This window comes from Mycobacterium lehmannii (assembly GCF_002245535.1).
Taxonomy (GTDB): Bacteria; Actinomycetota; Actinomycetes; order Mycobacteriales; family Mycobacteriaceae; genus Mycobacterium; species Mycobacterium lehmannii.
The window spans coordinates 1-25,231 of record NZ_NKCN01000007.1 but is presented as its reverse complement, the minus strand read 5'-3'; the positions used below and the strand labels follow the sequence as shown (position 1 = coordinate 25,231).

Sequence of the window (25,231 nt, the reverse complement as noted above, 5' to 3'; positions counted from 1 at the left end):
CTTCATGGGGGCACTGCGGTAAGGTTGGGCCCCGGTCAGCTATCGGTTTCGACACAGGAGTCAGTTCCGTGTATGTCAACCCGCTATCCCGGTCTCGGGTCAGCCGAATCGCCTGGTCACTCCTCCGTCATCCGCTGAAGAGCCGCGAGTTCCCGGCCAAAGCCGAACGCCTCATCACTGCCGACGAGCTTCGTCTCTACGGCGTCTAGCGAACTGGAAAGCGCGAACTCCCTCGCGCTGAAGCGCTGCCACCGCGCGTTTGCCAAATCGTTATATTTTCGTGACCGTCAGAAACGGCGGCTAACGCCGTAGGCCCGACGCGGCGATCGCGTCGGCCAGCGGTTCGAGCACAGCCGGATCGTGCGGCGGCGGCAGATAGATGATCGCCAGATCCAGACCCTCCCGTCCCAGTGCCGCGGCCTCGGACAGCGCCTTGTCGTAGTTGAGGTCGGGGTCCAGCCGCACGTGGGCCGACAGCATGATCTCGGCCGGATCCCGTCCGATGTCGGCGCAGTGGCCGGCCAGCACGTCGCGCTTGCGGGCGAATACCTCCGGCGTTCCGCCGACGAAGTTCCAGTGTTGGGCGTATCGGGCGGTGATGCGCAGCGTGCGCTTCTCGCCGTTGCCGCCGATGCAGATCGGGGGATGCGGCCGCTGCGGGCCTTTCGGCTCGTTACGAGCGTCCTTCAGTTGAAAGAACTTCCCGTCGAACGACGTGGTCTTCTGGCTGAGCAGGTTGGTGAGCACCTCGCACGCCTCCTCGAAGCGGTCGAACCGCTCACGGATGGAACCCAACTCGATCCCGTACGCCTCGGACTCCTCCTCGTTCCAGCCCGCGCCAATACCGAGCTCGAGTCGGCCGTCGGACACGATGTCCAACGCGGAGGTCATGTTGGCCAGCACCGCGGGGTGGCGGTAGTGGATGCCGGTGACGAGCACACCGAGGCGCAACCGCTCGGTCGCCTGCGCGAGCGCGGTGAGCGTCACCCAGCCCTCCAGGCAGGGGCCGGTGGAGTCGGAGAAGATGGGGTAGAAGTGGTCGAACGTCCAGCCGGATTCGAACACGTCGATCTGGTCGGCGGCCTTCCACACCGCGAGCATGTCGGCCCACGTGGTGTTTTGCGGCGATGTCTTGAAAGCGAACCTCACTGAACCGAGGTTAGTCCCGAGTGCCTGGCAGCGAGCTGTGCGCCGAGTCCTCCGCGCGGCTAATCGGTTTCGCCGAATTCGTCGAACCAGTACGCGAGCTTGCCGCGGCGGCTCACCGCACGCAGGCGGCGTTCGGCCACGGCACGCGTCTTGGTGGTGGTGACGATCAGCAGCTCGTCACCGATCGCGATGCGGGTGTCGGGCTGCGGCACGAAGGTGCGGCCGTCGCGGATGATCAACGTGATCACGCTCGGATCGGGTAGCCGTAATTCCAGCACCGTGACGTTGTGCAACCGTGACGGCGCCTGCACCGTCATCGTCAGAAGTTCCGCGTCCAGCACGTCGAGGGGCGCCGACTCCACCTGGATCTCCCGCGTCGCCTCCTTCGAGATCAGCCCCAGCCGATGCGCGACGAAACGCAGGCTGGGGCCCTGCACCAGTGTGAACACCACCACCAGGATGAACACGATGTTGAGAAGGCGGACGCTGTCGGGCACACCGCCCACGATGGGGAAGGTGGCCAGCACGATCGGGACGGCGCCGCGCAGACCCGCCCAGGAGACGAAAATCTGTTCGCGCCAAGGGATCCGGAACCACACCAGGGAGACGAACACCGACAGCGGCCTGGCGACGAGCAGCAACACCAGACCCGTCACGATGCCCGGCACCACCTCCGCGGCCAGGTCACTGGGGTCGACGAGCAAGCCGAGCAGGACGAACAGTCCGATCTGAGCGAGCCAGCCGAGACCCTCGGCGAACGACCGCGTCGCCGACCGGTGAGGCAGCCCGGTATTGGCGAGCACGACCGCGGCCACATACGCGGCGAGGAACCCGCTGGCGTGTGCGGTGCCGCCCGCCGCGAACGCGACCATGCCGAGCCCGAACGTTGCCAACGGATACAGTCCCGACGCCGGAAGCGCGATGCGGCGCAACGCCATCGAGCCCAGATAGCCGACGCCGATCCCGATCGCCGCACCGACCACCAGCTCGTAGACCAGTTCGGTGAGTGCGTGCACGGGCGACAGCTCGAGCGGGGCCACGCTGAACATCAGAACGAGGATGACGGCGGGGGCGTCGTTGAAGCCGGACTCGGCTTCCAGCAAGCCCGCCACCCGGCGGGGCAGGGGCACCACGCGCAGCACCGAGAACACCGCCGCGGCATCGGTGACGGAGACGACCGCGCCGAGCAGCAGCGACAGCTGCCAGTTGGTACCCAGCAGCAGGTGCGCCCCGGCGGCCGTGATGAGCATGCTGACCGCGACGCCGACTGTCGCGAGCAAACCGGCAGGCGCGAGGACGCGCCGGATGTCGGAGAACCGGGTCGTCAGGCCGCCTTCGACGAGGATGACGGCCAGCGCCACCGTGCCCAAGTGGTCGGCGAGCAGATAGTTGTCGAAGTCCAGCCCGAGCCCGTCTTCGCCGACGATGACGCCGACGAAGAGGAAGAGCAGCAGGCTGGGCAGCCCGACCCGGCTGGCGGCCCTGGTGGCGACGATGCTCGCCAGCAGCACCACCCCAGCGATCAGCAGCACAAGATAGAGCTGCTCGAGGGTCATTTCATCCCCGTTCGGGACCGGGTGGGCGGTGTGAGAGGCAGTAAAACACCTACCACGGGCGGTGACCGAGCAGTCTGACCCGTTAGCTGCGCCCAAATCCGCCGCGATGGGTAAGTATGAGTGCGTGATACGGCTCCGCTGGCGGCAACTCGACGCATCGCAGCGCGTCGAGGAGCGGACGATGATGCGGGTCGGCATCGCCGGTGCCGGGGCAGTCGGCCGATCGGTGGCGCAGGAACTGATCGACTACGGCCACAAGGTGTTGTTGATCGAACACGACGTGCGGCACTACGAACCGGGGACGGTCCCCGACGCCGAATGGCTGCTCGCCGACGCGTGCGAGTTGTCCTCGCTCGAAGAGTCCGGGCTGCAGATGTGTGACGTGGTGATCGCGGCGACCGGCGACGACAAAGTGAACCTGGCCGCCGCGTTGTTGGCCAAGACGGAGTTCGGCGTCACCCGCGTGGTGGCTCGGGTCAACGACCTGCGCAACGAGTGGTTGTTCACCGAGGCGTGGGGCGTCGACGTCGCGGTCTCTGCACCGAGCGCGCTGGTGGCGGCGATCGAGGGCGCCATCGACATCGGCCACGTGGTGCGGCTGATGCAGCTACGGCACGGGCAGGTCAGCCTGGCGAAACTGACGCTGCCCGAGGGTGATTCACTGGTCGGTCAGCGGATGCGCGACCTGCCGTTGCTGGAGAACACCGCGCTGGCGGTCATCATCCGCGCCAGCGGGATCGTCTTGCCCCGGCCCGACGACGTGTTGGAAGCCGGTGACGAGATGCTCTTCCTGGCCGGCGGCTCCACCCACGGCGAAGTCGCCGCGCTCGTGCACGGCGCGATCAACGACTCCTGATGTGCGGCGGTCGCACGGCTTGATTCCAAGAGTGCTCCCCCTCGGCGCCCACGATGCCTTCTGGCGGCACTGAGGATGTCGCCACCAACGCGCGATAAGGACCGCACGAGCAGTCCGGCCTCGCTGGCCAGCCGGCAGGTATACGCCAACTGGGGTTCGCCACATAGTGGTGTCCTGTAGCGACGGGGCGCGACTTTAAACTTGGGTTATGAGTCCCTTGCGGGTAGTCAACGACGAACTTCAAGCGTTGGCGGACAGATGCGGTGCTCTAGCTACCGAAATGAGCGCCGGGACTCCTCCGGCACCAGGGCACGCGACTCAGGTGAGCTCGGCGGCGATGAGCGCGGGGCATTCTGCTGTAGGGGTTGCAGCTACCGCGATGTCCGCCCGGATGCAAGCCACCGCCGCTAAGGTCAGCGCTGCCAGCCTCAATTACCACGATGTCGACACGCGGTCAGCGGATGCCGTGCGCGCAGCAGATCAAGAGGTCTCGTAGGTGGAGTCGACCGGCTCGCCGACCGTTTCTCAACTGCTCGCCTGGACCGGCCATCACCTCACCGAAGGTGCGGACTATTGGGATGATCTCGCCCACCGGTGGGAACGCGCCTTCGTCGAGGTCGAGCAGCGAACCCGGGACGGCGGCTGGGATGGAGCAGGCTCCGACGCCGCGGCCGAGCGCGCGTATTGGGACCGCATACGAGTCGCGAATGGTCCAGTCGCCGATCTCCGCGAAGCTGTTACGGTCGCCCGCCAGGGCGCGGCTGACGTACAGCTAGCCCAGAACCGCTTCCGAGACGCCCTAACGGCAGCCAGAGACGCCGGATTCGATGTCGGAGATGAGTACTCGGTCACCGATCGCCGCACCGGCGGCACTGTCGCTGAGCGGGCGGCCCGTGAAGCCGAAGCACAAGAGTTCGCTCAAGATATCCGCTACCATGCGGCACAGCTCATCAGCCTCGATAACCACATCGCAGCCCGACTTTCCCAGAGGCTCAGCCAAGTTGAGAACCTCGTCTTCGACGAGCACGGCGGTGTCCCGTTGCCGAACAGGAAAAGCAACGGGGTACGACTCGTCACAAACGACACAAAGGAAGGCCCGCCGGGCGCAAGTGACGACGACTACAGTCCTCCCGCGGACGAGGTCGCAGCATGGTATGTCGACTGGAACGAGTTGCAGCGGGAGGCCGCAGCCCACAATGCCGCCGTTGCAGCACACCTGCGAACACGTCCGCCGCCGACTAACAGCGTGGCAGTCGGCCTCTGGAACGCGCGCGGGGCCGAACTTTCTGCCAACGCCGAGCGCATCTACGCGAAACAGCAGCAACTCGCCGCTGACGCGGTTCAGCTCGGCATTCCCGAGCCCACTGTTACACCCCCACCGACGGTGGACAACTCGGCGCAGGTTCCTCAGAGCACGGCGGTACCGAGTGGTCTGATTTCCGCCAAACCTACTATCGGGAAGGCTGTGCCGGCTTGATTCCAAGAGTGCTCGCCCTCGGATGCCTTGTCATGCTGTCCGGTCTCGCTTGCCAAAGCCACGTCGAACCGGATGGCGAGGACATTACGGAGCGTTTACCGCTGAGCCTGGAACATGTAAGGGAGATCAGCGGATTCGACGAGTTCACACGTGAGGTAGATACCGACGAACCGGTCGGGGATGACTACACGCCGGAGGGTCCGTGCCGTGACATGGCGGATCAGCGCATTGTTTTCGGCGCGAACTGGACCCGGTTCAAGTCGATCGCGGATTCTGGCGATCTACCGTCCGGTGGTCGCCGGCCGAGAACGTCCGGCGCGACTGGGGACGGAACTGCTCCACTGATCGTGCCCGTGATGGCCACTGTCGTACAGAACGTGGTCGTTTACCCGGACGAATCCGCCGCGCGGGTAACATTCGACCGCCATGTCGCGGCGATGGAAGAATGCGTCGATCTGAACCTTCCCCACTTAGGCGGAACGATTTCGCGGCCGAATCAGGACGAAGTGGTCCTGCTCAACAGTGGCTTCGTGTCGGTCTTCTCAGTCAAGTCGACGATCATTGTCGACGTATCTGTGGTGGCCTTACCCGATGCCGAGCGCATCGCCTCGGCAATCTCCCGAGCGATCCTCGACCGCGTCGACTAGGCCTGTGCACACTGGAGTGATGGACCCCGTCATCGCCCTGCGGCAGATCGCCTATTACAAGGACCGTGCGCGCGAGGACCCCCGCCGGGTGATGGCCTACCGTAATGCCGCCGACGTCGTCGAAGCCCTCTCCGACGCCGAGCGTGACCGCCACGGCACCGCCAACAGCTGGCAGTCGCTGCCCGGCATCGGCCCCAAGACCGCGAAGGTCATCGCGCAGGCATGGGCCGGGCGCGAACCCGAAGTGCTGACCGAATTGCGCTCCAATGCAAAGGATCTCGGAGGCGGTGACGTCCGCGCCGCGCTGCGTGGCGATCTGCACGTGCATTCGAACTGGTCGGACGGCTCGGCCCCCATCGAGGAAATGATGTCGGCGGCAAGGGATCTGGGCCACGAGTACTGTGCGCTGACCGACCATTCGCCGCGCCTTCGGATCGCCAACGGCCTGTCGCCCGAGCGGCTGCGCCAACAACTCGACGTGATCGACGAGTTGCGCGAGAAGGTCTCCCCGCTGCGGATTCTGACTGGCATCGAGGTCGACATCCTCGAGGACGGCTCTCTCGACCAGGAGGAGGAACTGCTCGAGCGGCTGGACATCGTGGTGGCCAGCGTGCATTCGAAGCTGGCGATGGACGCCCCGTCGATGACGCGCCGGATGCTCAAGGCGGTCACCAACCCACACACCGATGTGCTGGGCCACTGCACCGGCCGCCTGGTCACCGGAGGACGTGGGATGCGGCCGGAATCGAAATTCGACGCCGAGAAGGTGTTCACGGCATGTCGGGACCATGGAACGGCCGTTGAGATCAACTCTCGACCCGAGCGACGTGACCCGCCGACCCGACTGCTCAAGCTGGCGCTGGAGGTCGGCTGCCTGTTCTCGATCGACACCGATTCGCATGCACCCGGGCAGCTGGAGTTCCTCGGTTACGGCGCGCAACGTGCGCTCGATGCCGAGGTGCCGGTCGACCGCATCGTCAACACCTGGCCCGCCGAGGAATTGCTGACGTGGGCCGGATCATGAGAATCGCCCGCGGTTAACCGCCCCGAACGGGGTACAGGGTCACTGTGAGAAAAATTATCGGTGAGACGGCCGCGGCGCTCGGCGCGCGTGCCGCAGAGCTCGCGACCGCTGCGGGCGAGACGGCCGGGCGCCTCGTGCGACGCGTCAGCGGCGAGCCCGAGGACCAGGCCGAGCAGATCCAACCGCCGTCGGCGCCACCGTCATCGGCTGCACCCAAGAAGGCACCGGCCAAGAAGGCACCGGCCAAGAAGGCACCGGCCAAGAAGGTGCCCGCGAAGAAGGTGCCTGCCAAGAAGGTGACCAAGGTGCCCGCCAAGAAGGCGGCGACCAAGGCGCCGGTGAAGAAGGCTCCGGCAAAGAAGACGGCCGCGAAGAAGGCCGCCACCAAGACTCCCGCCAAGAAGACGCCGGCGAAAAAGGCTGTCCCGCCGATGAAGTCGGCGAAAACGGAAGCCGCCAACCCCCCGCCGAAGCCCGGCAGGACGGCGAAGAGGACGACGGCCAAGAAGGCCCAGCCGCGCAAGGGCAGGCCCGGGTCAGTCGGGTAGCTGGGGCACTTCGAGACCGGTGTCGCGGCCCAGCAGTACACCGCGGGTCACCGCCGAATTGCCGTACCGCTGACGCACCTGGTCGACCGCTTCGTCGACCGCTGTCGTGTCGTGGCTCTCCTCGAACGGCAGCTCGAGCTGTTGTGCACCGTCGCGATCGATATTGGACACGGCGAACCCGACGAGGGTCAGACCGCGCTCGGCGATCAGCGGCGCCGCCGCGGCGATGAGGCCTCGGGCGGCGTGCAGGATCACCTCGGTCGACGCGGTCACCCGTGGCATCGTGTGAGACCGGGTGGCGCGGCCGAAGTCGTCGAAGCGCAGTCGCAAGACCACGGTGCGACCGGTCCGGCCGGCTTTGCGCATCCGCCGGGTGATGCGGTCGATCAGGTTCACGACGACCGCGTCGATCTCCTGCGCCGACATCGTGTTGCCACGCCGGCCCAACGCGCGCTGCGCGCCGACCGAGTGCCGGCGCACGCCGGTGACCACCCGACGGCGATCGATGTTGCGCGACAGCGCGAACAACCGGCTGCCCATCGCCGCCCCGACCAGGGATCCGAGAGTGGGCTCGCTGAGCTCGGCGACGTCGGCGACGGTCTCGATGCCGTAGGTGTGCAACTTCTCGGCGGTCTTGGCGCCGACACCCCACAAACGCCGAACCGGCAACGGGTGCAGGAATGCCAGTTCACGATCGGGCGGGACGAGCAGCAGCCCGTCGGGTTTGGCCTCCTGGCTGGCGACCTTGGCCAGGAACTTGGTCCGCGCGATCCCGACCGTGATGGGCAGCCCGACCTCTTCGCGGACCCGGTCCCGCAGCCGCGCGGCGATCTCGACCGGGCTGCCCGACACCCGACGCAGCCCCGACACATCGAGGAACGCCTCGTCGACCGACAGCGGTTCGACCACCGGTGTGGTGTCGTGGAACACCTCGAAGACGTCGTGGCTGGCCTGTGAATACGCCGACATGCGCGGAGGCACGACGATCGCGTGCGGACAGAGGCGGCGGGCTTCTCGTCCGCCCATCGCGGTTCGCACGCCGTATGCCTTGGCCTCGTAGCTGGCGGCGAGCACCACACCTGCCCCGACGATGACCGGCCGGCCGCGCAGCGACGGCTCATCACGCTGCTCGACCGAGGCGTAGAACGAATCGAGGTCAGCGTGCAGGATGCTCGCCGCCGCTGCCCCGAAACCAGTCGACACGAACATATGTTCGCATCGATGTCCGACTAGTGGCCAGTGGTGCCGTAGATGCTGGTGACCCAGATGTGGGCGAGGGTGTCGACGAGCTGGTCGGGGCTGACCGCGGGCTGCTCGGACGCGAAGGCCGCGAGCATCGTGCGCTCGTTCATGAGGTTCAGCGACGTCGCGAGGTCCTGCGCCGGGATGGTCTCAGGCGCCTCACCCCGCGCGCGTTCACTCTCGATCGACGCGGTGGTGTGGTCGATCCACTTCTGCATGAAGCGCGACCAGAGCGCGCGCACGTCGGGATTGGTGGGCCGGGCGGCGGCGCCTGCAAGGGTCACGGCGCGGTGCGCACCGAACGTCCTGAACAGCGCGTTGATGGCCTTCCAGACTCCGGCCGGATCCACCGCGGGATCCATGCCGCCCATCGCGTCGTCGGCGTTGCCGTCGGCCTCGGCGATGACCTGCTCGACGAGCGCACGAAGCACCGCGTCCTTCGAGGGGAAATAGAAGTAGAACGTGGGGCGGGAGATGCCTGCGCCTTTGGCCAGGTCATCCACCGAGATGTCAGCCAGCGAGCGGTCCTCGAGCAGCGTCTCGAGTGTCGAGAGAATCGCGTGTTCGCGGTCGTCGCCGGAGGGGCGGCCGGAGCGACGTCCCCGCGGTCCGCGGGACTGGCTGACGGTGGTCACGTCGATTGACTTTACACGGTGTCGAGATTATCGACACCCCGTTGACTAACTCGACATACCGTTGATACGCTCCGGTACCATGAGCGAACACCTCGACGTCGTCATCGTGGGCGCCGGTATCTCCGGCATCAGCGCCGCCTGGCATCTGCAGGACCGCTGCCCGGGCAAGACCTACGCCATCCTGGAGCGCCGGGAGAATCTCGGCGGTACCTGGGACCTCTTCAAGTATCCGGGCATCCGCTCCGACTCGGACATGTTCACACTCGGCTTCCGGTTCAAGCCGTGGACCTCGGAGAAGGCGATCGCCGACGGGCCGTCGATCATGGCCTACCTCAAGGAGACAGTGGCCGAGTACGGCATCGACAAGCACATCCGCTATCAGCATCGCGTGCTGTCCGCGAACTGGTCGGATGAGAAGAACCACTGGACCGTGCGCGTCGAGCGCGACGGAGAGGAAGCCGAGATCACCGCGTCGTTCCTGTTCGCCGCGAGCGGCTACTACAACTACGACGAGGGTTACACCCCGGAGTTCGTCGGCCGTGACGACTTCGAGGGCACCGTCATCCATCCGCAGCACTGGCCCGAGGACCTCGACTATGAGGGCAAGAAGATCGTCGTGATCGGCAGCGGCGCGACCGCGGTCACCCTGATCCCGGCGTTGGCCAATTCGGGTGCCGGGCACGTCACGATGCTGCAGCGCTCACCGACCTATGTCGGGTCGCTGCCCGACGTGGATCCGTTCGCGGTTCGGACGAAAAAGACGCTTCCGGAGAAGCCCGCGTATGTGCTCAACCGTTGGAAGAGCATCCTGTTCCAGTCCGCGCAGTACCAGATCAGTCGTCGGTTCCCGAACTTCATGCGTAAGCAGCTGATGACCATGGCGCAGCGCCGGCTGCCCGAGGGCTACGACGTGCAAAAGCACTTCGGACCCCGCTACAACCCGTGGGACGAGCGGCTGTGCCTGGCGCCCAACGGCGATCTGTTCCGGACGATCCGCCACGGCAAGGCCGATGTCGTCACCGACACCATCGAGCGGTTCACCAAGACGGGTATCAAGCTCGCCTCCGGCGAGGAGCTCGAGGCCGACATCATCATCACCGCAACGGGTTTGAACCTGCAGCTGTTCGGCGGCGCGGCGATCATGCGCAACGGCGAGCCGATCGAGCTGAACGAGACCATGGCCTACAAGGGCATGATGCTGACCCACATGCCGAACATGGCATTCACCATCGGTTACACGAACGCATCATGGACGCTCAAGGCAGACCTGGTCTCCGAGTTCTTCTGCCGGGTGCTCAACTACATGGACGCCGAGGGATTCGATCGCTTCGAACCGATGCATCCCGGCAACAGCGTCGACGAACGCCCGCTGATGGATTTCACCCCCGGTTACGTCCTGCGCGCGCTCGACTACCTGCCGAAGGCCGGACATGTCCCGCCGTGGCGGCTCAAGCAGAACTACCTGCTCGACCTGCGGCTGATTCGTCGCGGCAAGGTCGACGACGAGGCGCTGGAGTTCACCAAACACCGCGCCTCGGTGAAGGCTTCGGCCTAACTTCGCCCGCGAGATGTACACCAGGGCTGTGATTCCCCAATATTGACGACCCTGGTGTACGGTTCGCGATCAGTCCGGTTCGGCGACCACGACGATGCCGTCGTCGTCGCTGTAAGCGATGTGGCCCGGCTGGAACACGACACCGCCGAACTCGACAGCGACATCGCGTTCTCCGGCACCGGTCTTCGTGCTCTTACGCGGATTGGTCCCCAGCGCTTTGATACCGATGTCGAGGGTGCGCAACATCGCGGAGTCACGGACCGCGCCGTTGACGATCAGGCCGACCCAGCCGTTTTCGACGCCGAGCCCCGCGATGACGTCGCCGACCAACGCCGAGTGCAGCGACCCGTCGCCGTCGATCACGAGCACTGCGCCGTCACCCGGTTCTGACAGCACGGACTTCAGCAAGGCGTTGTCCTGGAAGCACTTCACGGTGACGATCGGGCCGGCGAACTGCGCGCGCCCGCCGAACTGGCGCAGCTGTAGGTCGCAGCTGCGCACATCGGGCCCGATGTCATCGACAAGGTCGGCGGTGGGGCGGGGTTCGATGCTCACCGGTCGATGTTAGCCACGATGATGTCGTGCACAAACTGCGCGAGCCCCGGCTCGACGTCGTCGTAGTAGCGCGTGAACCGCTCGTCGGCCAGATACATCTCGGCCAGGCACACGTGCATGTCGTGATCGCAGTCGTAGAAGCGCTCGATGTTTGCGCGATGCCAGGCGGCCAGCTCGTTCGCACGCTCTGAGCCGGGTACGACGCTGTCGCGGCGCGCCTCGGCCAGCGCGGCCAAAAGCGCATCGTTGTCGGCCTTGAGCTCGATCCAGTCCTGCTTGGTCATTCGCGCGGTGCGCTGCTGCGACTGTTTCCACGCGTCGGTGCCTCCCCACCGCTCCTCGGATTCGGCGGCGTACTCGTCGAACACCGCGCTGCCGAAGATCTCGACCTGCTCGTCGGCGGTCAGTTGTATGCCACTGCGATGTGAGTTCATCAGTTCCTCCACTGCCTTGATCGTGTGCTGCAGCCGATCCGCACGGTCCAGCAACAGCCGGTGCTGGCGCTCGAGATGGTCGAGCACATCCCCATCCCCATCCAGCAGGGCGCGGATCTCCTCGAGGGGCATGTCGACCGACCGGTACACCAGCACCAAATGCAGCCGTTCGATGTCGGCGTCGGTGTAGCCGCGGTAGCCCGCCGCGGTGCGCACGCTCGGCACCACCAGACCGATGTGGTCGTAATGGTGCAAGGTGCGTACCGAGACACCCGTGAGGGTGGCCACCGCGCCGACGGTCATGGCGTCCATAGCGCCACTATCGACCCTGACGCGGCGTGAGGGTCAAGCGTTTTTCGTCAGCCCTCGTCGCTTCCCCGGCGGATCAGCAGCACGACGATGATCGCCAGCACACCCGCAGCGATGGCCGCCGCAACCGGCAACCGTGAGGGCTCGGGCCCGATCAACGGCGTCGGCGGCGGCCCGGCCACCGGATTGCTGGCAGCAGCGACCGTCGACTTCGCCTGCGCAGCAGTCACTTTCGCGGCAGACTCAACATCTTTGCCGGTAGCGGCGGGTTCAGTCGCGGGTGCTTTCTTCGCCGGCGCCTGTTTTACCGGGTCCTTCTTGGCGGGTGCTTTCTTGGCGGGCGACTTCTTCGCCGGTGCGGCCTTCTTCACCGCCTTCTTCGCGGGAGTCTTCTTGGCGGCCTTCTTGGCGGGAGCCTTCTTGGCGGGTGTCTTCTTCGCCGGCGGAGGAGGGATCAGCGGGTCGGGGGAGACGCTCGCCGACTCCGCGGCAGCGGGCTGCGGGGTCGACTGATCCGCCGGTGGTGTGCTGTGCGGCTGTTCGTCGGGTCGGCCCTGCTGGTCTGCCATCGGGCTGCTCCTTTGCAGTGTCTGGTCGCCAGGCCGGCCGAGCGTGCGGCCGGAAGTCGATCGGTCCATCATGCCAGGCCGGCTATGGCACTACCCCGTGACGGCCAGACCAGCGGCCAGGACCAGCGCGACGAGCATCACCGCGGTTTCGACCTGCGCCCGGGTTCGGGAGACCACCGCCGTGGCGCGATGCGACCGTGCGGCGGGCAGCCACATCGTGCGGTTTCGCCAGCCGAGGACGACGAGCGCGACCGTCACCGCGATCTTGGCCGACACCAGCCGCCCGTAACCGGTCGCGTACAAGTCGGCCGGTGCGCCCAACCGGAGCGCGGCGCCGGCGACCCCGCCGACCAGCAGCACCGCCACACAGACCAGCGACAGTGCGGAGAAGCGCGGCAGCATCCGGGCCCACTGTCCGCGGTGGTCGACGGTCAGCACCAGCGCCGCCAGCGCCCCGACCCACAATGCGGCGGCGAGGGTATGCACGGTGACCGCCACACCACCCAGCGGGCTGTTCGCGAAGTGCCCGGTCAGCTGGCGCGCGACGACTCCGACCGCCGCGGCGCCGATCACCGCGACATTCCACGACGCCGTCCGCGGTGCGACGAGCGCCGCCACGGCTATGGCGGTCGCGGCGGCGACCGCGAGCATGCCCGCTCGACCCGCCGCGGTGGTCGTCGCGAAGTCGGCGGTGGTCTGCACGCCGAGGCGGAACACCGGTAGCGAGGCGGCCTGTGCGGCCGCGACGATCAGCCGGGTCAATTCGGCGAGCAGCCACAGCACCGAGGCTACTGTTAGCGGTCGCGTCGAGCGGGCCAACAACTCGCCGCGGTGCCGCTCACCGTCGAGTACCGGCACCACCGCCAAGCCCAGCGTGACGACACCGGCGCAGTCGGCGACCATCCGCACCGCGGTCGCACCCAGCGACCCCTGCGGGTAGGCCAGCCCCCAGGTCAGGCCTGTCGCGGCGGTCGCGAGCACCACCCCGACGACCACAGTGCGTCGACGGGTCACGCGCGGCGCCGCACCGCCCACACCGCGCCCGCGGCGATGATGACGACCGCTCCCGCGAAGAACGGCCACACAGGGATGCCGTCATCGGCCGGGGCCTTGGCCGGTGCGGCCGCCGACGGGCCCGGTGTCCCGGTTCCCGGCACGCTCAGCTCGAACGACCAGGACCCGTTGACCACGTGTCCGTCGGCCGACGTGGCCCGGTAGTTCACGGTGTAGCGCCCGGTCGGTCCGAGTGAGCGCACACCGACGCTGAGGACAGCGCCCTGGACCTGCGGTTCGCCGGTCGACCACAGGTTGCCGTCGGGGCCGACGACGGTCATGGCCGCGAACTGCGGCTGCAGTGCCTCGCTGAACGTGGCGGACACCGTTTCCGGTGCCTCCGTCAGCCGGCTGTTCTCCGCAGGGTCCGACGCGATGCGGGTCGCATGCGCGGACGCGGTGCCCGCGGTGGCCAGCATTCCGATCGTCAGCCACAGGAGCAGGGCCGCACCGGCGGTGACGGTGGTGAGGGCACGACGGGGCACCCTGGTGATGGTTCTCATCGAATGTGTCTTTCTCGAGCCGTTGGTATGTGGATCAGAACGCGGGGGCGACCGGCGGCCCGCGATCAGATACCGAAGCGGCGAGAAGCAGCGCAGAGCGAAGCGGTTGTTCGGCCCGCCGCACGATCGGACGGCCCTGCGGTGCGGCAGGCGGGCACACCACGCGCACCGCCACACGCACTACACGCGACAGCGCCCGGCTCAGTCGTTCACCGGCCGCGATCAGCACCGCCCCCACGCCGACCGCCACCGCATGGGCGGTGACCATCGTCGCGGTCTGCGTCGCATGGATATGCCCGGAGGCGCCGAGCACGATGTGGCCGGCGATCTGACCTGACGCCAGAATGGCAAGCAGGACAGGCGTTTTCGAACCGGCGGAAAGGGTGGCGGTCGATGTGCCGACGGTCGCGGCGACGATGACCAGCGCCACGATCGCGGCACCGCCCGGCGGCTCTGCACCGCCGTAACCGTGTGCGGCCACCGCGAGCGTCGCCGTCAGCAGCCCCGCAACCGCGCCACGAAGGCGGGCTGCGGAGCCGGACGGCGACACTTTCAGCTCAGCTCACGCCGAGCCGAGCCATCAGGTCGGCGTCGATTCCGTCGAGTTGCCGTTCGATAGCGGCGTGCGCAGACCGGCGCCGCGACGGCGGCATGTGCTCGGCGGCGGCGATCGCGGCGGACAGGTCCCCGAGGCGCTCGGTGATCGCCCCGACGAATTGCTTGGTCTCGGCGTCCTTCGGCTTCTTATCGGAGACGAGCCGCAACGACTGTTCGGCACCGGAGATGCGCGCCGACAGCTGGGCGCCGTGACCGTTGAACTGGCCGACCTGGCTGAGCGGAACACCGAGCCGGTCCGCCCGGCGTTGATCGGCATAGCCGCGCGCGGCGATGGCCGCGCGGTAGCCCACGGGCACCACGATCGGCGCGAGTAGGCGGATGACGGTGAGCATGCGACGGATCCGGCCGGGGGCGAACAGCTTGCCTTCGCGTGCGGCCTTCAGCTGCGTCTCGGCCACCTTCAGGGCTGCGCGGTCACTGTCGCGCTGGGCCTTGAGCTGCGCCTTGAGCGCCCTGGCCTCGGCCCGGTGGGCAGACTTGATGCGACGGGCTTCGTTCTTGGCGGCCAGCTTGGCCTCCAATTTCGCCTTCGCCTTGATCGCGCGGGCCTCGGCCCTGCGGGTGGCGCGGGTTTTGCGTCGCTTGAACGGGCTCATCCCGGCTGCCTCCCGGTGGTTTTCTCGATTGCTGACGTCATGGCTGTGCAGGTTGTTGGTGCAGCACAACCCTATCGTTCACAGCGTTCGGCCTGCGGGCGGCTCGGCGCCGACGGGAGGGCGCCGAGCCCGTCTTGGCTGCATGGCGTATTGAGGGCATGCTTATACAGACCGCAAAGTTCGCGAACTGACTGAAGAAGCCGCCCATCAAGACGGCGGACAGCGCATAGTGAACTAGTCGGAAGGGGGATCCATGCCAGCTAACCGCCGTGTCACCCGCGCGGTCGGGGCCGTGCTCGAACTGGCGCCGCGACAGGGAGAGGTGTCGCTGACCCGACTCGTCGAGGCCGTCAGCGAAGACCGCAAACGACCCATCGAGCTCAAGATGGCCGAGCTGCCGCCCGGTGTCTGCGGGCAGTGGCGCCAGTACAACGACCACGACGTGTTCCTGATACAGAAGGGTCTGCCCGCGTGGGACCGCACCTTGGCCCACGAGCTGGGACACCTGGTGTTGGGCCACGACGGTATTCCCGTCGCGCAGGCCGCCGAAGAGAGCACCGAGTTCGCCAGCTCAGATCTGATCAGCTACATGCTCAACCAGCGGACCGGTTGTATGGGTCCGGCCGGTGAGGAGGCCGAGCAGGAGGCGGAGGATTTTGCGGCCCTGCTGCTGTACCGGTTGGGCAGGCTTCCTTCGGACCGTTCGTCGATCGTCCAGGTGCGGCTCGGAGAGGCGTTTGGTTGATCGTCTGGGTGATCGCCGGTCTGCTCGGACTGGCCACCGGACTACGCATCGGATGGGCGCTGGTCAATAAGCAGAGCCTGGTGAGCACCGCGATGATCGTCGCGCTGGCAAGCTTGGCGCTGATCGCCGCGTTGAACTGGCAGCCCCTGACGCTGCTCATCGACCGGTTGCTGCGCTGGCCCAACATCTCGCTGGGCCTGTCCCAGGTGGCGCTCGTCGCGTGCGCCGCGGGCAGCTGCGTGATGATCACGACCGTGTCGTCGGTGCGCAAACCGGCAACCATCCGCAAGATCGCGGCCGCGCAGTACGGCGTCGCGGCGGTGATCGCCGTGGTGACCGCGGTGGCCTTCTTCTCCGCGGGCCGTCAGCCCGAGATGTCGCCCCAGGAATACCTGCAGCGCAATCTCAGCGGCGGTGGGAACACGCTGCCGTGGCTGCTGCCGCTGCTCTACGTGCTGCTGGCATTGTCGTTGGTCTCGTGGGCGGGGCTGCGCTACTCGAACCGCAGCCGCCGGGGGCGTGCGCTGTTCGTGTTCACGATCGGCATCGTGCTGATCGTGGTGGCGTCGGCCTTCTTCTTCCTGCGTGCCCTCGACCGCGGCGGACCGGTCGGCGTCGGGGCCGCGGCGACGCTCCTGGGCTGCGCGATGTTGGTCGTCGCCGCGGGATCGCTGCTACCCAGCATCGAGGACTGGTTCGGCGCCAGGCGCGAACTGCGGGCGATCCAGCCGATCCTCACCGAACTGGGCCGCAGGCACCCCGACATCGGCATCGGTGTCCGCCCGCGGGGACCCCTCGTCTTCCGGGTGGCGGAACGGATGTCGTTGATCTCCGACGCGCTCTACTTGGAAGCCACGGCCGCCGAACACCGGCGCAAGCTTCGAGTCGACCCGCGCGGTGCGGTGTCCGGCGACGGTTCAATTTCCGGCGATGATGCCGACCTGGACGAGGCGGACCTCGAGTCCCCGCCGGTTCCGCCGCAGGAACAGGCCCGGGCGATCGCCGAGTGGATCCATTCGGGAACCGCCGACCGCGCATCGGAGGACAAGCGCGTCGATTTTCCGGGCCTGGGCTGGTTGAACCAACCCAGCGAATATTCCGACCGCGAGTGGATTCTGGAGATCGCCGAGCAGTACAGAGCACTGACCCGTCGCGATGGCGCGACGGGTCAAGCGACGTAGCTGGTAGCGCGGCCCCGCTTCGCCAGCTATGACGCGGCGAGCCGCACCGGGCTAATCGTCCAGATGCTCGCGGCGACGCAGCTCATCGACCTTTTGGACGATGTCCTGCTGGGCCTCCGGCGACAAGCCGACGGTGCGTGCGGCAATACGCCGGACACCCTCGTCGCGCATGCTGGCGAGCCAGGTCAGCTCCTTGTCGAGCTTCTCGTAGTACTCGTCGTCGGTGAAGTAGGCCGGCTTGATCCGGAAGAAGTTGGCAAGAGCGGCCATGGTGGTGGCAGAGGGGTTGGTGCGGTTGCCCGAGCGCAGCTGCGAGAGGTACGGAGCGGACATGGTGACGCCCTCGGCCTTCAGTGCCGCGATCACCTCAGCAGAGGTGTGCGGGCCGCGTCCCGGCGGGTAGACCGTGTCAAACAGCCGGTTCAGGCGAGCGGCGAACGTCGTGCTCATCGATATGACCTCCACATGCATTGGACGAGCGGTGTACAAGCGGCGTATTTGCTGATCATCGTAGCGAGTGTTGTGGCAACAACCAAGTGCAAACCCGGGAAAAGTTGACCAGCCCCCGCGTTCAAGGCCCGCTACTTGCCGGCTACCGCGTGTTCCCCGTGCGCCGACGCCTCTACCATACGGTGCGACGAAGCAAACAACAGTCACTTCGTCGAGCTAGTTTTGCCATGGTGCCGTGCACCGCGTGCGCAGGAAACCCGCTGACCGCCGCCGGCAACGTCAGTTGTATGCATTCGAGCCGAACGCAGCGTTTGCCAAGTGCCGCGCGGATGGTCGCGGGAGCCCGCGCGAGCGGTCGCCGAGCGCGCGAATGGAGGTCAGGACGCCCGGGTCGACGGCTGGGGTGCCCCGGACGGTACGGGTGCACTGCGGCGGCGGATGAGCCAGATCACCAGCACCGCGACGGTGACGGAAGCGGTGACCGCCACCGCAACCCACCGCAACCCCAGCGCACTGTCGAACAGCAGCCACAGCCCGAACAGCAGGAACAGCACGCTGGCCAGGCCGTGCAGGAACCGTTCGGGCAGCCTGCGGTGCATCAGCCTGCCCGCAGCGATCGCGGCACCGTCGGCCAGAACCATGCCCGCAGTCGCGCCGATCCACACCCCGGCCCAACTGTGTTCGCTGGCCAGGGCGACGGTGGCCAGCATCGTCTTGTCACCGAGTTCGGCCAGCACGAACGACGACACGATCGCGGGGACGACGAACCGCGGCTCGGCGATCCGGACCTCGTCGTCGTGCCCGTTTTCGCGCCACGTCCACACCGCGAACAACAGGAATGCGATGGCGGCGACGAACGCGATCGGGCGTTCGGGCAGCGTCACCCCGAGGAAGTGTCCGACCGCGACGGACAGGCCGTGAACCAGCATCGCGGCGATCCCGACCCCGGAGAGCACGACCCACCATCGGTGCCGCAGCGAGTAGGTCATGGTGATCAGCTGCGACTTGTCGCCGAGTTCGGCGACGAAGACCACGGCCAGGCTGACCACGATGGCGGCGAGCATTTAGACGACCCTTTCGACGCGTCGCCGACGTAGCGATGTTCATGCCCCGCCGGCTTCGGTCGAAGGTCTCGCCCACCACCTCGGATGTGTGGTTCGCCGGCCGGGCTTGCGCCAGTATGTCGACACGACGATTGGGGGCTACTCCCCTTCGCTTACTGACCCGACCATAGCTTCGATCGCGCGGATGTGCCAGTGTCACGTAGGGTTTCGGGCACCCGAATCCACCGTTCATGCACCCGAATCAAATGCTTCGAAAGCCCTTATGCCGCAAGCAGCATCGCGAGGATCGCGGTGTCCGGGTGGCTGATCGGGTCCACGCCGACGCGGCTCACCATGGAGGTCACTGTTCCGTCGGATTCGGCTTCCACCCATGCTGCGCGGTGCTCGAGGCCGAGATGGGGGAGGCCGGGCAGCAACACGCAACCGGAGGCCGCGCCGCTGCACTCCGGCAGTGACGGTGTGGTTTCCGACGGGGGATGCAGCATCAACAGGGCCGGCGGCTGGTGCTCGGCGAAATAACCTGGCGGTACCGCTGATTCACCGACCACGGTGCCTTCGGCAAGGACGAGGCCGACCGTATTGGGCTCAGGCTCGTCGGGCAGCTCTTCACGGGCACCGAAAATCGTTGTCGTGGACAACAACCCGGGAAGCGATGCCACGCGCACGGCGACCATCAGCAACTGAGCCCACTCCTTGGTCGAATCCGGCCAGCGACCCGAGATGACGAATCCCTTGAGTGAACCGCGTGAATGAAAGGGGGCGATCTCGATCGCCTTGCCCGACTCCCTCTCCATATCGCCTCCGCGCCATCGGTGTTCGGACGCCGGCCTCTGGCCGACTGATGGCCCGACACGCCAGTGGGTCGATTTGCTCAGCATGCGGCAGAACTCGGCTGGCACGCAAGTGGACACGACTGCTAATCACCGGAATTGGCTCGGGCAGTCCACAGCACGCGATACGAACCGGCCGCCGGGACCCAGCCGAATTCGTGGGAGTCGACGGCACCGGGGGCGCCCGGATTGTCCGAGCGCGCTTCAAAGATCACGTCGCGACCCTCGGCGTAGACATCGCCGACCCGCTTGACGAGCCACCGTGTCGAACGCCGCGGATCCGGGAACACCCGTAGCTGCCCGCGCCGAATGCTCCCGCCCCGCAGGGCCAATAGGCCATCCCCTGGGCCGACCGTCGGGCGCATCGAGTCGTCGACCACTCGGAACAACCGCAGAGGCCAGCGTCGCGGTGTCTGGTTGCGGCGCACCTCCAAAGGGTAGGTTAGGTACATGCTGCATCGATTGTTGAACCACGCGACCCCTGCCCATGCCCACTGCGATCTCTACTGCGGCGTCTATGACCCCGCGCAGGCCAAAATCGAGGCGCTCTCGTGCCTCAAGACGATCCAGAAGTACCACGACTCAGACGATGAGCACTTCCGCGCGCGCTGCATCATCATCAAGGAGCGGCAGGCCGAGGAGGTCAAACATCACCTGATGGTGCTGTGGGCCGACTTCTTCGCCAAGGATCACTTCGAGCAGTTCCCCAACCTGCATCAGCTGTTCTGGGACGGCGTGCACGGCGCGGGCGACGTCAAGAAGTCGCTCGATGTCGCCGTCGCCGAGAAGCTGCTCAAGACGATCGACGAGATCGCCGACATCTTCTGGCAGACCGACAAGGGCAAGCAGATGGGTGTCTATCCGCCCGCCTGAAAACCTTCTTGACACCAAGAAGCCGCCGAGTCATAGACCCGGCGGCTTTGTCGTGTTGTCGCGAAGAAGTCGTATCCTCGCGAAGGAGTCGGCGGCTCGTCGTCAGAACAGGACGATCAGGGCCAGCACGATCACGAGCACCAGCGCGATCACGCCGGCGCGCAGTAACGCCATCAGCTGGCTGCGGTTGTAGGCGGCGGGCGTCGAGGACTGCCACTTCGTGGGGGGCATCGCCGAACCCGATCCCATCGAAGATGTCATGAACCCCTCCTGACCTGCATGTTTCACGTTCCCCCGGGTGAGATCTATCACAACTGCTGGTTGTGACGCCGATCATAGCCCCTTGCGTCGAACCGGAAAAATCGGCTCGCGCGCACCACGGAATGTGGGTGCGGCCGGCTCAAGTCGCGGTTAGCGGGACTAGGGATTTCGCTCGCCGCCCGACCGCCTGTTGATGGGAGCGCCCAAACGTCGACCGCTTATCCACAGCGATCCTCAGGAAAAACACAGATTCAGCGGCTCAAGGCGGGTTCTCCGATGTCGCGGCTTGTGGATGAACCTGTGGAAATTGTGGATAGGTGGTCATTGCTGTCGCCGCGAGCCGGCTGGCGGCATGTCAGCATTGAGGCATGAAAGAGGCTGAAATCGCGCAGGTCGACGTTGCCGACGTGCCGACGACCTTCGACGCCGGCTTGATCCTGCTCGACGTACGCGAGGACGATGAGTGGGCACGCGGGCATGCCCCGGATGCGCGGCACATCCCGATGGGACAGGTCCCAGCGCGTCTGGCGGAGATCGACGTCGACGCGCAGGTGTTCGTGATCTGCGCAGCCGGTGGGCGGTCGCAGAGCGTGGCGCAGTACCTGGCCAGGAACGGCTATTCACCGGTCAACGTCAGCGGCGGCATGTTCGCCTGGGCCGGTGCCGGCCGACCGATCGTGACCGACGACGGCGGGCCGGGTGTGGTCTGACGCATCGTCGCTACGCTGGTCGAATGGTCGGGCGAGGAGTGAAGTGATTCCGCGCGCGCGAGGAGCGAAATGATTCAGGTGTGTTCGGCGTGCGGAACCCGGTGGAACGTGCGCGACCGGCGCCGGACGTGGTGTCCGCGGTGCAACGGATCGCTGATGCCGCCATCGGCGTCTGCGCCGGACACCGCGAACGCCCAGTGGAGCGCACGGTCCGCGGCCGCAGCGCCCGGCCCACGGCCGCAGCTGCCACCGGGATACCGCTGGATCGCCGTGCGGCCGGGCGCACCGCCGCATCCGCGGCGCCCGAAGCGCGCGCTCGGCCCGACACCTCGCTACGCGACCATCCCGCGATGGGGACTTGTCGACCAGCCCGCGCCGGTTGACCAACAGCAGGAGGCGCCGCGCCGCGGCCCGTCGCCGGGCATGGTGACGGGCACGCTGCTCCTGACGATGGCGGTGCTGGGCGCCGCGGCGCTGATCCACCTCGCGCGCTACGTGCTGCTGATCATCAACCGGTCGGTGTTGCTGCCCCCGTGGATCGCCGCGATCGCGACCTGGTTCGGTGTCGTACTCAGCGTCGTTGCCGCGTTCATGGTGGTGGCCAGCCTCATCGTGCTGACGAACTGGCTCATCGCCAGGCGGGCCGCCGCCTACACCTACCGGGGAACGACGGACCCTCGATCCTCCTGGCGACTCAAGGCCGGCTGCCTGCTCCCGTTCGTCAATCTGTTCTGGGCGCCGGTGTTCGTCCTCGAACTGGCGGGCGTCGAGGAGCGGCTCAGCTATCTGCGCAGGCCGATCGCGGTGTGGTGGCTTGCGTGGGTAGCCAGCTACGCGGTGTCGATCTGGTCGATCGCGACCAGCTTCACCCGCGATGCGCAGGGAATCGCCGACAACACGATGACCACGATGATCGCCTATCTGCTGGCGCTGACCACCCTGCTGCTCGCCATGAAGGTCGTTTCCGGTTTCGAACGGCAGCCGGTCGAGCGCCCGAGCAAGCGCTGGGTGATCGTCCCCGACGACAGCAGGCCGGCGGAGGATCGACCCGAGCCCGAGGCTCCGGTTGAGTCGCACGGGCAGGACCCGGCAGCATAGGCCCTATGACAGGCGACTCCGAAGCCGCCGAGAACGCGACTTCCGGACCGACGCCCGGGGGCCATCCCTTCGTCGTGGCGCACCGCGGCGCGTCGGCCGACCGTCCCGAGCACACGCTCGCGGCGTACGAGCTTGCGCTGCAGCAGGGCGCCGACGGCGTGGAATGCGATGTGCGACTCACCCGCGACGGCCACCTGGTGTGTGTGCACGACCGACGGGTCGACCGCACGTCGAACGGAACGGGGCTCGTCAGCGACATGACGCTCGCCCAACTGCGCGAGCTCGACTACGGCGGTTGGCATCCAAGCCGCAATGCCGTTGAGGTGCAAGGTGATACGGGCTTGCTCACCCTCGAAGGGCTGATCTCTCTTGTGCTCGATTGGAACCGGCCGGTCAAGGTGTTCATCGAAACCAAGCACCCTGTCCGGTTCGGTGGGCTGGTGGAGAGCAAGGTGCTGGCGCTGCTGCACCGGTTCGGGATCGCCTCCCCGGCATCGGCGGACCTGTCGCGCGCCGTGGTGATGTCGTTCTCGGCGGCCGCGGTGTGGCGAATCCGACGCGCAGCCCCGATGTTGCCGACCGTGTTGCTCGGCGAGACGTCGCGCTACCTCGGCGGCAGCGCCGCCACGACCGTCGGCGCCACCGCGGTCGGGCCGTCGATCGCCACACTGAGGGAGCATCCGGAGTTGGTCGACCGGGCGGCCGCGCAAGGCCGCGCGCTGTACTGCTGGACCGTCGACCATTTCGAGGACGTGCAGTACTGCCGCGACCTCGGTGTGGCATGGGCCGCGACCAACCACCCCGGCCGCACCAAGGATTGGCTGCAGAACGGTCTGGCCGGCGCCGCCGGTCGCGATTAGCCGCGCTCAGATCCGCGCGACGCTCAGAGGCTGCCTCCTGCGACCTTCGGTGCGCCGACGTCCTTCGACGTCGAACCGAGCTCGCGCGCTACGAAGTCCTCCAGGCGAAAGAGGTCGTCGCCGGCCCGGTCGGCGACGCGCACCAACGTCGTCATCTGCGCGACTTCCTCGACCTGCTCACCGAGGAACCATTGCATGAACTGCTCGCCGAGGTAGTCGCCCTCGTCGCGGGCCACGCCGGCCAGCCGGCCGATCTGCTCGGTGACGGTGCGCTCCAGATCGAGGGCCAGCACGAGCGCATCGCGCGGAGCATCGAAGGCGTTGCGCACCGCGTCGACCCCGGGGATCTCGAATTCGACGTCGCGGTCGAGGAGGTACTGGACCAGCATCATGGCGTGATTGCGCTCTTCGACCGACTGCCGGTAGAAATGCTTGGCCAGCTGCGGAAGGTCGGCTCCGTCGAAGTAAACGGCGATGGCGAGGTATTGCTGCGCGGCGCCGAACTCGTTGCGCATCTGCTCTTGCAGCAGGGCGTGGAATTTGGTGTCGGATGCTTCAGCAGTGGTCATGGACGCCACGATATCCCAGCTCAGAGGCCATAGTCAGCGAAGGTCGACCTAACAGAGGTCAGGTTTACCTTAATGAGTCGACCCTTTGTGACGGCGGTTACACGCCCGGATGAATGTTTGCTGAAGGTGCGTCAGGGCTGCGCGTCGAGAACGTCCTGCGGTACCGGGGAGTCGGTCCGCAGCGCCTCGAACAACTGGCTTGCCAGGGCGTCGTCCCAGACCACGACCGAGCCGGCGTCACCGCTGGAGTACTCCCCGATGGGGACGGTGGTGGTGAGGACGTCTCCGTGCATCGCCCAGGCGAGCCGGGCCAGGTTCCACACGTGATCGTCCTCGTTGACGGTGAAGGTGTGGCCGGCGGCTTCGGCCATCGGATACCAGCGCAGCGGGTTGAGCAGCACCGACGGGCTGGTGGCGCGGTGCAGCAGCGCGGACATGAACTCCTGCTGGTGAACCATGCGGTCGAGGTCCGCGCGCGGGGTGGCCCTGGTGCGGACGAACCCCAGCGCGCTGCGGCCGTCGAGCTTCTGGCATCCGGCCGGCAGGTCGATGCCGGCAAGGGGATCGCTGATGGGCTCGGCGGGACACATCGTCACACCACCGACCGCGTCGACCATGGTCGCGAACCCGTCGAAGCCGATCTCGGCGTAGCGGTCGATCCGCAGGCCCGTCGCCTCTTCGACCGTCTGGGCGAGCAATTGCGGGCCGCCCACCGAGTACGCGGCGTTGATCTTGTCGCTGCCGTAGCCCGGGATCGACACGTAGGAGTCACGAGGTATCGACACCATCGTCGTGTCGGTGCTCGAGGCGATGCCGGGGATGTGCACAAGCAGGATCGTGTCGGTGCGGCCGTTGCCCATGTCCCCGCCGGTGGTCAGCTGCGCCTGTTGTTCAGGGGTCAGGTTCTGACGGCTGTCCGATCCGACGAGCAGCCACGTGGTGCCCGCGCCCGCGGCGGGCCGGCCGGCGTAATCGGCCAGCGCGGGGATGCGCTGCAGTGACGAGTCCATCCAGATGCCACCGGCCACGACCGCCGTCACGGCCAGTAACAGCACCACCAACAGCAGTCGGCCCCAATGCCGTTGGCGCCGAGCGCGTTTCGGCTTCGTCGGGGCTGCAGGCGGCGGTGGCGGTAGGGGTCGTGGTGCCGGTCCGCGGGCGGCCGTGGGGCGAGCGCCTGCCCGAGGTGGCGGCGGAGGCGGTGTGCGTCGGGGCGCGGCGGGTGGCGGCATCCGCGGAGGTGGCATGCGGGGCGGTGGCATGC

30 protein-coding genes are annotated in these 25,231 nt (G+C 67.0%); 12 read left to right on the top strand and 18 right to left on the bottom strand.

All coding sequences use genetic code 11. The features are described from left to right. Nucleotides 1-300: 300 nt before the first annotated feature. Both CEX87_RS10090 and CEX87_RS10085 read right to left on the bottom strand, forming a co-directional pair. Nucleotides 301-1,149, bottom strand: coding sequence for an LLM class F420-dependent oxidoreductase (locus CEX87_RS10090; RefSeq protein ID WP_064418174.1), 849 nt, complete (start codon nt 1,147-1,149; stop codon nt 301-303). A gap of 59 nt (nt 1,150-1,208) precedes the next feature. Then, a complete protein-coding gene (locus tag CEX87_RS10085) occupies nt 1,209-2,705 on the bottom strand; it encodes a potassium/proton antiporter (protein WP_094287018.1) in 1,497 nt (498 codons plus the stop codon). A gap of 184 nt (nt 2,706-2,889) precedes the next feature. Here CEX87_RS10085 and CEX87_RS10080 point away from each other — a divergent pair, with 184 nt between their 5' ends. The 5 genes from CEX87_RS10080 (at nt 2,890) to CEX87_RS27355 (ending at nt 7,257) form a co-directional block, all read left to right on the top strand. Then, entirely contained in the window at nt 2,890-3,561 is a 672-nt protein-coding gene (locus CEX87_RS10080; RefSeq protein ID WP_094287094.1) for a potassium channel family protein, read from the top strand. 496 nt (nt 3,562-4,057) lie between these two features. Beyond that, on the top strand, nt 4,058-5,038 hold the full coding sequence (locus tag CEX87_RS10075) for a hypothetical protein (protein ID WP_064418175.1): 981 nt from the start codon (nt 4,058-4,060) through the stop codon (nt 5,036-5,038). 32 nt (nt 5,039-5,070) lie between these two features. Further along, nucleotides 5,071-5,685, top strand: a complete 615-nt coding sequence (locus tag CEX87_RS10070) for a sensor domain-containing protein (RefSeq protein ID WP_064418176.1) — start codon at nt 5,071-5,073, stop codon at nt 5,683-5,685. Nucleotides 5,686-5,704: 19 nt separating this feature from the next. Continuing rightward, on the top strand, nt 5,705-6,709 hold the full coding sequence (locus tag CEX87_RS10065) for a PHP domain-containing protein (protein ID WP_064395087.1): 1,005 nt from the start codon (nt 5,705-5,707) through the stop codon (nt 6,707-6,709). Between the two features lie 44 nt (nt 6,710-6,753). After that, nucleotides 6,754-7,257, top strand: a complete 504-nt coding sequence (locus tag CEX87_RS27355) for a hypothetical protein (protein ID WP_198957198.1) — start codon at nt 6,754-6,756, stop codon at nt 7,255-7,257. Here the strand turns inward: CEX87_RS27355 and dinB are convergent. Continuing rightward, nucleotides 7,246-8,466, bottom strand: a complete 1,221-nt coding sequence (gene dinB, locus CEX87_RS10055; protein WP_064418178.1) for a DNA polymerase IV — start codon at nt 8,464-8,466, stop codon at nt 7,246-7,248. The two genes, CEX87_RS27355 and dinB, sit on opposite strands and share 12 nt — an antisense overlap. Nucleotides 8,467-8,486: 20 nt before the next feature. Further along, a complete protein-coding gene (locus tag CEX87_RS10050) occupies nt 8,487-9,134 on the bottom strand; it encodes a TetR/AcrR family transcriptional regulator (RefSeq protein ID WP_064418179.1) in 648 nt (215 codons plus the stop codon). 79 nt (nt 9,135-9,213) lie between these two features. Between CEX87_RS10050 and CEX87_RS10045 the strand changes: the two genes are divergently transcribed. Beyond that, nucleotides 9,214-10,689, top strand: coding sequence for a flavin-containing monooxygenase (locus tag CEX87_RS10045; RefSeq protein WP_064425946.1), 1,476 nt, complete (start codon nt 9,214-9,216; stop codon nt 10,687-10,689). Nucleotides 10,690-10,758: 69 nt separating this feature from the next. On the opposite strand, the gene rraA is transcribed toward CEX87_RS10045, so the two are convergent. From rraA to CEX87_RS10010, 7 genes are all read right to left on the bottom strand, one after another. Further along, a complete protein-coding gene (rraA, locus tag CEX87_RS10040; protein WP_094287016.1) occupies nt 10,759-11,244 on the bottom strand; it encodes a ribonuclease E activity regulator RraA in 486 nt (161 codons plus the stop codon). Next, on the bottom strand, nt 11,241-11,990 hold the full coding sequence (locus tag CEX87_RS10035; RefSeq protein ID WP_094287014.1) for a MerR family transcriptional regulator: 750 nt from the start codon (nt 11,988-11,990) through the stop codon (nt 11,241-11,243). Before CEX87_RS10035 ends, rraA begins: the two co-directional genes overlap by 4 nt. A gap of 47 nt (nt 11,991-12,037) precedes the next feature. Beyond that, the gene (locus CEX87_RS27075) at nt 12,038-12,556 is read right to left on the bottom strand and encodes a hypothetical protein (protein ID WP_064395064.1); all 519 of its coding nucleotides are present in this window, start codon (nt 12,554-12,556) and stop codon (nt 12,038-12,040) included. 90 nt (nt 12,557-12,646) lie between these two features. Then, entirely contained in the window at nt 12,647-13,591 is a 945-nt protein-coding gene (locus CEX87_RS10025; protein ID WP_094287012.1) for a copper resistance D family protein, read from the bottom strand. After that, on the bottom strand, nt 13,567-14,112 hold the full coding sequence (locus tag CEX87_RS10020) for a copper resistance CopC family protein (protein ID WP_094287010.1): 546 nt from the start codon (nt 14,110-14,112) through the stop codon (nt 13,567-13,569). The genes CEX87_RS10025 and CEX87_RS10020 overlap by 25 nt, the downstream gene beginning before the upstream one ends. Before the next feature lie 34 nt (nt 14,113-14,146). Beyond that, nucleotides 14,147-14,662, bottom strand: a complete 516-nt coding sequence (locus CEX87_RS10015; protein ID WP_094287008.1) for a hypothetical protein — start codon at nt 14,660-14,662, stop codon at nt 14,147-14,149. Nucleotides 14,663-14,669: 7 nt separating this feature from the next. Continuing rightward, the gene (locus CEX87_RS10010) at nt 14,670-15,326 is read right to left on the bottom strand and encodes a DUF6474 family protein (protein ID WP_064418185.1); all 657 of its coding nucleotides are present in this window, start codon (nt 15,324-15,326) and stop codon (nt 14,670-14,672) included. Nucleotides 15,327-15,579: 253 nt separating this feature from the next. Here CEX87_RS10010 and CEX87_RS10005 point away from each other — a divergent pair, with 253 nt between their 5' ends. Together CEX87_RS10005 and CEX87_RS10000 are read left to right on the top strand one after the other, a co-directional pair. After that, a complete protein-coding gene (locus CEX87_RS10005) occupies nt 15,580-16,071 on the top strand; it encodes an ImmA/IrrE family metallo-endopeptidase (protein ID WP_064418186.1) in 492 nt (163 codons plus the stop codon). Beyond that, nucleotides 16,068-17,252 carry a hypothetical protein gene (locus CEX87_RS10000; protein WP_094287006.1) on the top strand — a complete coding sequence of 395 codons (1,185 nt, stop codon included), beginning with the start codon at nt 16,068-16,070 and terminating at the stop codon, nt 17,250-17,252. The genes CEX87_RS10005 and CEX87_RS10000 overlap by 4 nt, the downstream gene beginning before the upstream one ends. Before the next feature lie 51 nt (nt 17,253-17,303). On the opposite strand, the gene CEX87_RS09995 is transcribed toward CEX87_RS10000, so the two are convergent. The 4 genes from CEX87_RS09995 to CEX87_RS09980 form a co-directional block, all read right to left on the bottom strand. Then, nucleotides 17,304-17,702, bottom strand: coding sequence for a helix-turn-helix domain-containing protein (locus tag CEX87_RS09995; RefSeq protein ID WP_064348517.1), 399 nt, complete (start codon nt 17,700-17,702; stop codon nt 17,304-17,306). 377 nt (nt 17,703-18,079) lie between these two features. Next, nucleotides 18,080-18,766 carry a TMEM165/GDT1 family protein gene (locus tag CEX87_RS09990; protein WP_064395069.1) on the bottom strand — a complete coding sequence of 229 codons (687 nt, stop codon included), beginning with the start codon at nt 18,764-18,766 and terminating at the stop codon, nt 18,080-18,082. 260 nt (nt 18,767-19,026) lie between these two features. Further along, nucleotides 19,027-19,560, bottom strand: coding sequence for a hypothetical protein (locus CEX87_RS09985; RefSeq protein WP_064395070.1), 534 nt, complete (start codon nt 19,558-19,560; stop codon nt 19,027-19,029). A 122-nt stretch (nt 19,561-19,682) separates the two neighbouring features. Further along, nucleotides 19,683-19,961, bottom strand: a complete 279-nt coding sequence (locus CEX87_RS09980) for a S26 family signal peptidase (RefSeq protein ID WP_233151341.1) — start codon at nt 19,959-19,961, stop codon at nt 19,683-19,685. A gap of 85 nt (nt 19,962-20,046) precedes the next feature. Here CEX87_RS09980 and sodN point away from each other — a divergent pair, with 85 nt between their 5' ends. Then, complete coding sequence (sodN, locus tag CEX87_RS09975) at nt 20,047-20,469, top strand: superoxide dismutase, Ni (RefSeq protein ID WP_064395071.1); 423 nt, start codon at nt 20,047-20,049, stop codon at nt 20,467-20,469. A gap of 102 nt (nt 20,470-20,571) precedes the next feature. Here sodN and CEX87_RS27200 read toward each other — a convergent pair whose 3' ends face one another. Beyond that, nucleotides 20,572-20,730, bottom strand: coding sequence for a hypothetical protein (locus tag CEX87_RS27200; RefSeq protein ID WP_158220762.1), 159 nt, complete (start codon nt 20,728-20,730; stop codon nt 20,572-20,574). A 368-nt stretch (nt 20,731-21,098) separates the two neighbouring features. Between CEX87_RS27200 and CEX87_RS09965 the strand changes: the two genes are divergently transcribed. From CEX87_RS09965 to CEX87_RS09955, 3 genes are all read left to right on the top strand, one after another. Next, a complete protein-coding gene (locus CEX87_RS09965; protein ID WP_066811799.1) occupies nt 21,099-21,440 on the top strand; it encodes a rhodanese-like domain-containing protein in 342 nt (113 codons plus the stop codon). A 69-nt stretch (nt 21,441-21,509) separates the two neighbouring features. After that, nucleotides 21,510-22,538 carry a DUF4328 domain-containing protein gene (locus CEX87_RS09960; protein ID WP_094287002.1) on the top strand — a complete coding sequence of 343 codons (1,029 nt, stop codon included), beginning with the start codon at nt 21,510-21,512 and terminating at the stop codon, nt 22,536-22,538. Between the two features lie 5 nt (nt 22,539-22,543). Continuing rightward, nucleotides 22,544-23,398 (top strand): glycerophosphodiester phosphodiesterase, encoded by an 855-nt coding sequence (locus CEX87_RS09955; RefSeq protein ID WP_064418189.1) that lies wholly within the window; start codon nt 22,544-22,546, stop codon nt 23,396-23,398. A gap of 23 nt (nt 23,399-23,421) precedes the next feature. On the opposite strand, the gene CEX87_RS09950 is transcribed toward CEX87_RS09955, so the two are convergent. After that, nucleotides 23,422-23,967, bottom strand: a complete 546-nt coding sequence (locus tag CEX87_RS09950) for a ferritin (protein ID WP_094287092.1) — start codon at nt 23,965-23,967, stop codon at nt 23,422-23,424. A gap of 131 nt (nt 23,968-24,098) precedes the next feature. Then, entirely contained in the window at nt 24,099-25,028 is a 930-nt protein-coding gene (locus CEX87_RS09945; RefSeq protein WP_064427656.1) for an LCP family protein, read from the bottom strand. Nucleotides 25,029-25,231: the final 203 nt, after the last annotated feature.

What these genes read in the sequence shown, in the direction of transcription:
- CEX87_RS10020 (WP_094287010.1), bottom strand. Translation starts at nt 14,112, where the DNA reads ATGAGAACCATCACCAGGGTGCCCCGTCGTGCCCTCACCACCGTCACC.
- CEX87_RS09985 (WP_064395070.1), bottom strand. Translation starts at nt 19,560, where the DNA reads ATGGAGAGGGAGTCGGGCAAGGCGATCGAGATCGCCCCCTTTCATTCA.
- CEX87_RS27075 (WP_064395064.1), bottom strand. Translation starts at nt 12,556, where the DNA reads ATGGCAGACCAGCAGGGCCGACCCGACGAACAGCCGCACAGCACACCA.
- CEX87_RS09990 (WP_064395069.1), bottom strand. Translation starts at nt 18,766, where the DNA reads ATGCTCGCCGCCATCGTGGTCAGCCTGGCCGTGGTCTTCGTCGCCGAA.
- CEX87_RS10005 (WP_064418186.1), top strand. Translation starts at nt 15,580, where the DNA reads ATGCCAGCTAACCGCCGTGTCACCCGCGCGGTCGGGGCCGTGCTCGAA.
- CEX87_RS27200 (WP_158220762.1), bottom strand. Translation starts at nt 20,730, where the DNA reads ATGACATCTTCGATGGGATCGGGTTCGGCGATGCCCCCCACGAAGTGG.
- CEX87_RS10065 (WP_064395087.1), top strand. Translation starts at nt 5,705, where the DNA reads ATGGACCCCGTCATCGCCCTGCGGCAGATCGCCTATTACAAGGACCGT.
- CEX87_RS09955 (WP_064418189.1), top strand. Translation starts at nt 22,544, where the DNA reads ATGACAGGCGACTCCGAAGCCGCCGAGAACGCGACTTCCGGACCGACG.
- CEX87_RS10035 (WP_094287014.1), bottom strand. Translation starts at nt 11,990, where the DNA reads ATGGACGCCATGACCGTCGGCGCGGTGGCCACCCTCACGGGTGTCTCG.
- CEX87_RS10085 (WP_094287018.1), bottom strand. Translation starts at nt 2,705, where the DNA reads ATGACCCTCGAGCAGCTCTATCTTGTGCTGCTGATCGCTGGGGTGGTG.
- CEX87_RS09950 (WP_094287092.1), bottom strand. Translation starts at nt 23,967, where the DNA reads ATGACCACTGCTGAAGCATCCGACACCAAATTCCACGCCCTGCTGCAA.
- CEX87_RS09995 (WP_064348517.1), bottom strand. Translation starts at nt 17,702, where the DNA reads ATGAGCACGACGTTCGCCGCTCGCCTGAACCGGCTGTTTGACACGGTC.
- sodN (WP_064395071.1), top strand. Translation starts at nt 20,047, where the DNA reads ATGCTGCATCGATTGTTGAACCACGCGACCCCTGCCCATGCCCACTGC.
- CEX87_RS10080 (WP_094287094.1), top strand. Translation starts at nt 2,890, where the DNA reads ATGCGGGTCGGCATCGCCGGTGCCGGGGCAGTCGGCCGATCGGTGGCG.
- CEX87_RS09960 (WP_094287002.1), top strand. Translation starts at nt 21,510, where the DNA reads ATGATTCAGGTGTGTTCGGCGTGCGGAACCCGGTGGAACGTGCGCGAC.
- CEX87_RS09965 (WP_066811799.1), top strand. Translation starts at nt 21,099, where the DNA reads ATGAAAGAGGCTGAAATCGCGCAGGTCGACGTTGCCGACGTGCCGACG.
- CEX87_RS09980 (WP_233151341.1), bottom strand. Translation starts at nt 19,961, where the DNA reads ATGCGCCCGACGGTCGGCCCAGGGGATGGCCTATTGGCCCTGCGGGGC.
- CEX87_RS10045 (WP_064425946.1), top strand. Translation starts at nt 9,214, where the DNA reads ATGAGCGAACACCTCGACGTCGTCATCGTGGGCGCCGGTATCTCCGGC.
- dinB (WP_064418178.1), bottom strand. Translation starts at nt 8,466, where the DNA reads ATGTTCGTGTCGACTGGTTTCGGGGCAGCGGCGGCGAGCATCCTGCAC.
- CEX87_RS10070 (WP_064418176.1), top strand. Translation starts at nt 5,071, where the DNA reads ATGCTGTCCGGTCTCGCTTGCCAAAGCCACGTCGAACCGGATGGCGAG.
- CEX87_RS10010 (WP_064418185.1), bottom strand. Translation starts at nt 15,326, where the DNA reads ATGAGCCCGTTCAAGCGACGCAAAACCCGCGCCACCCGCAGGGCCGAG.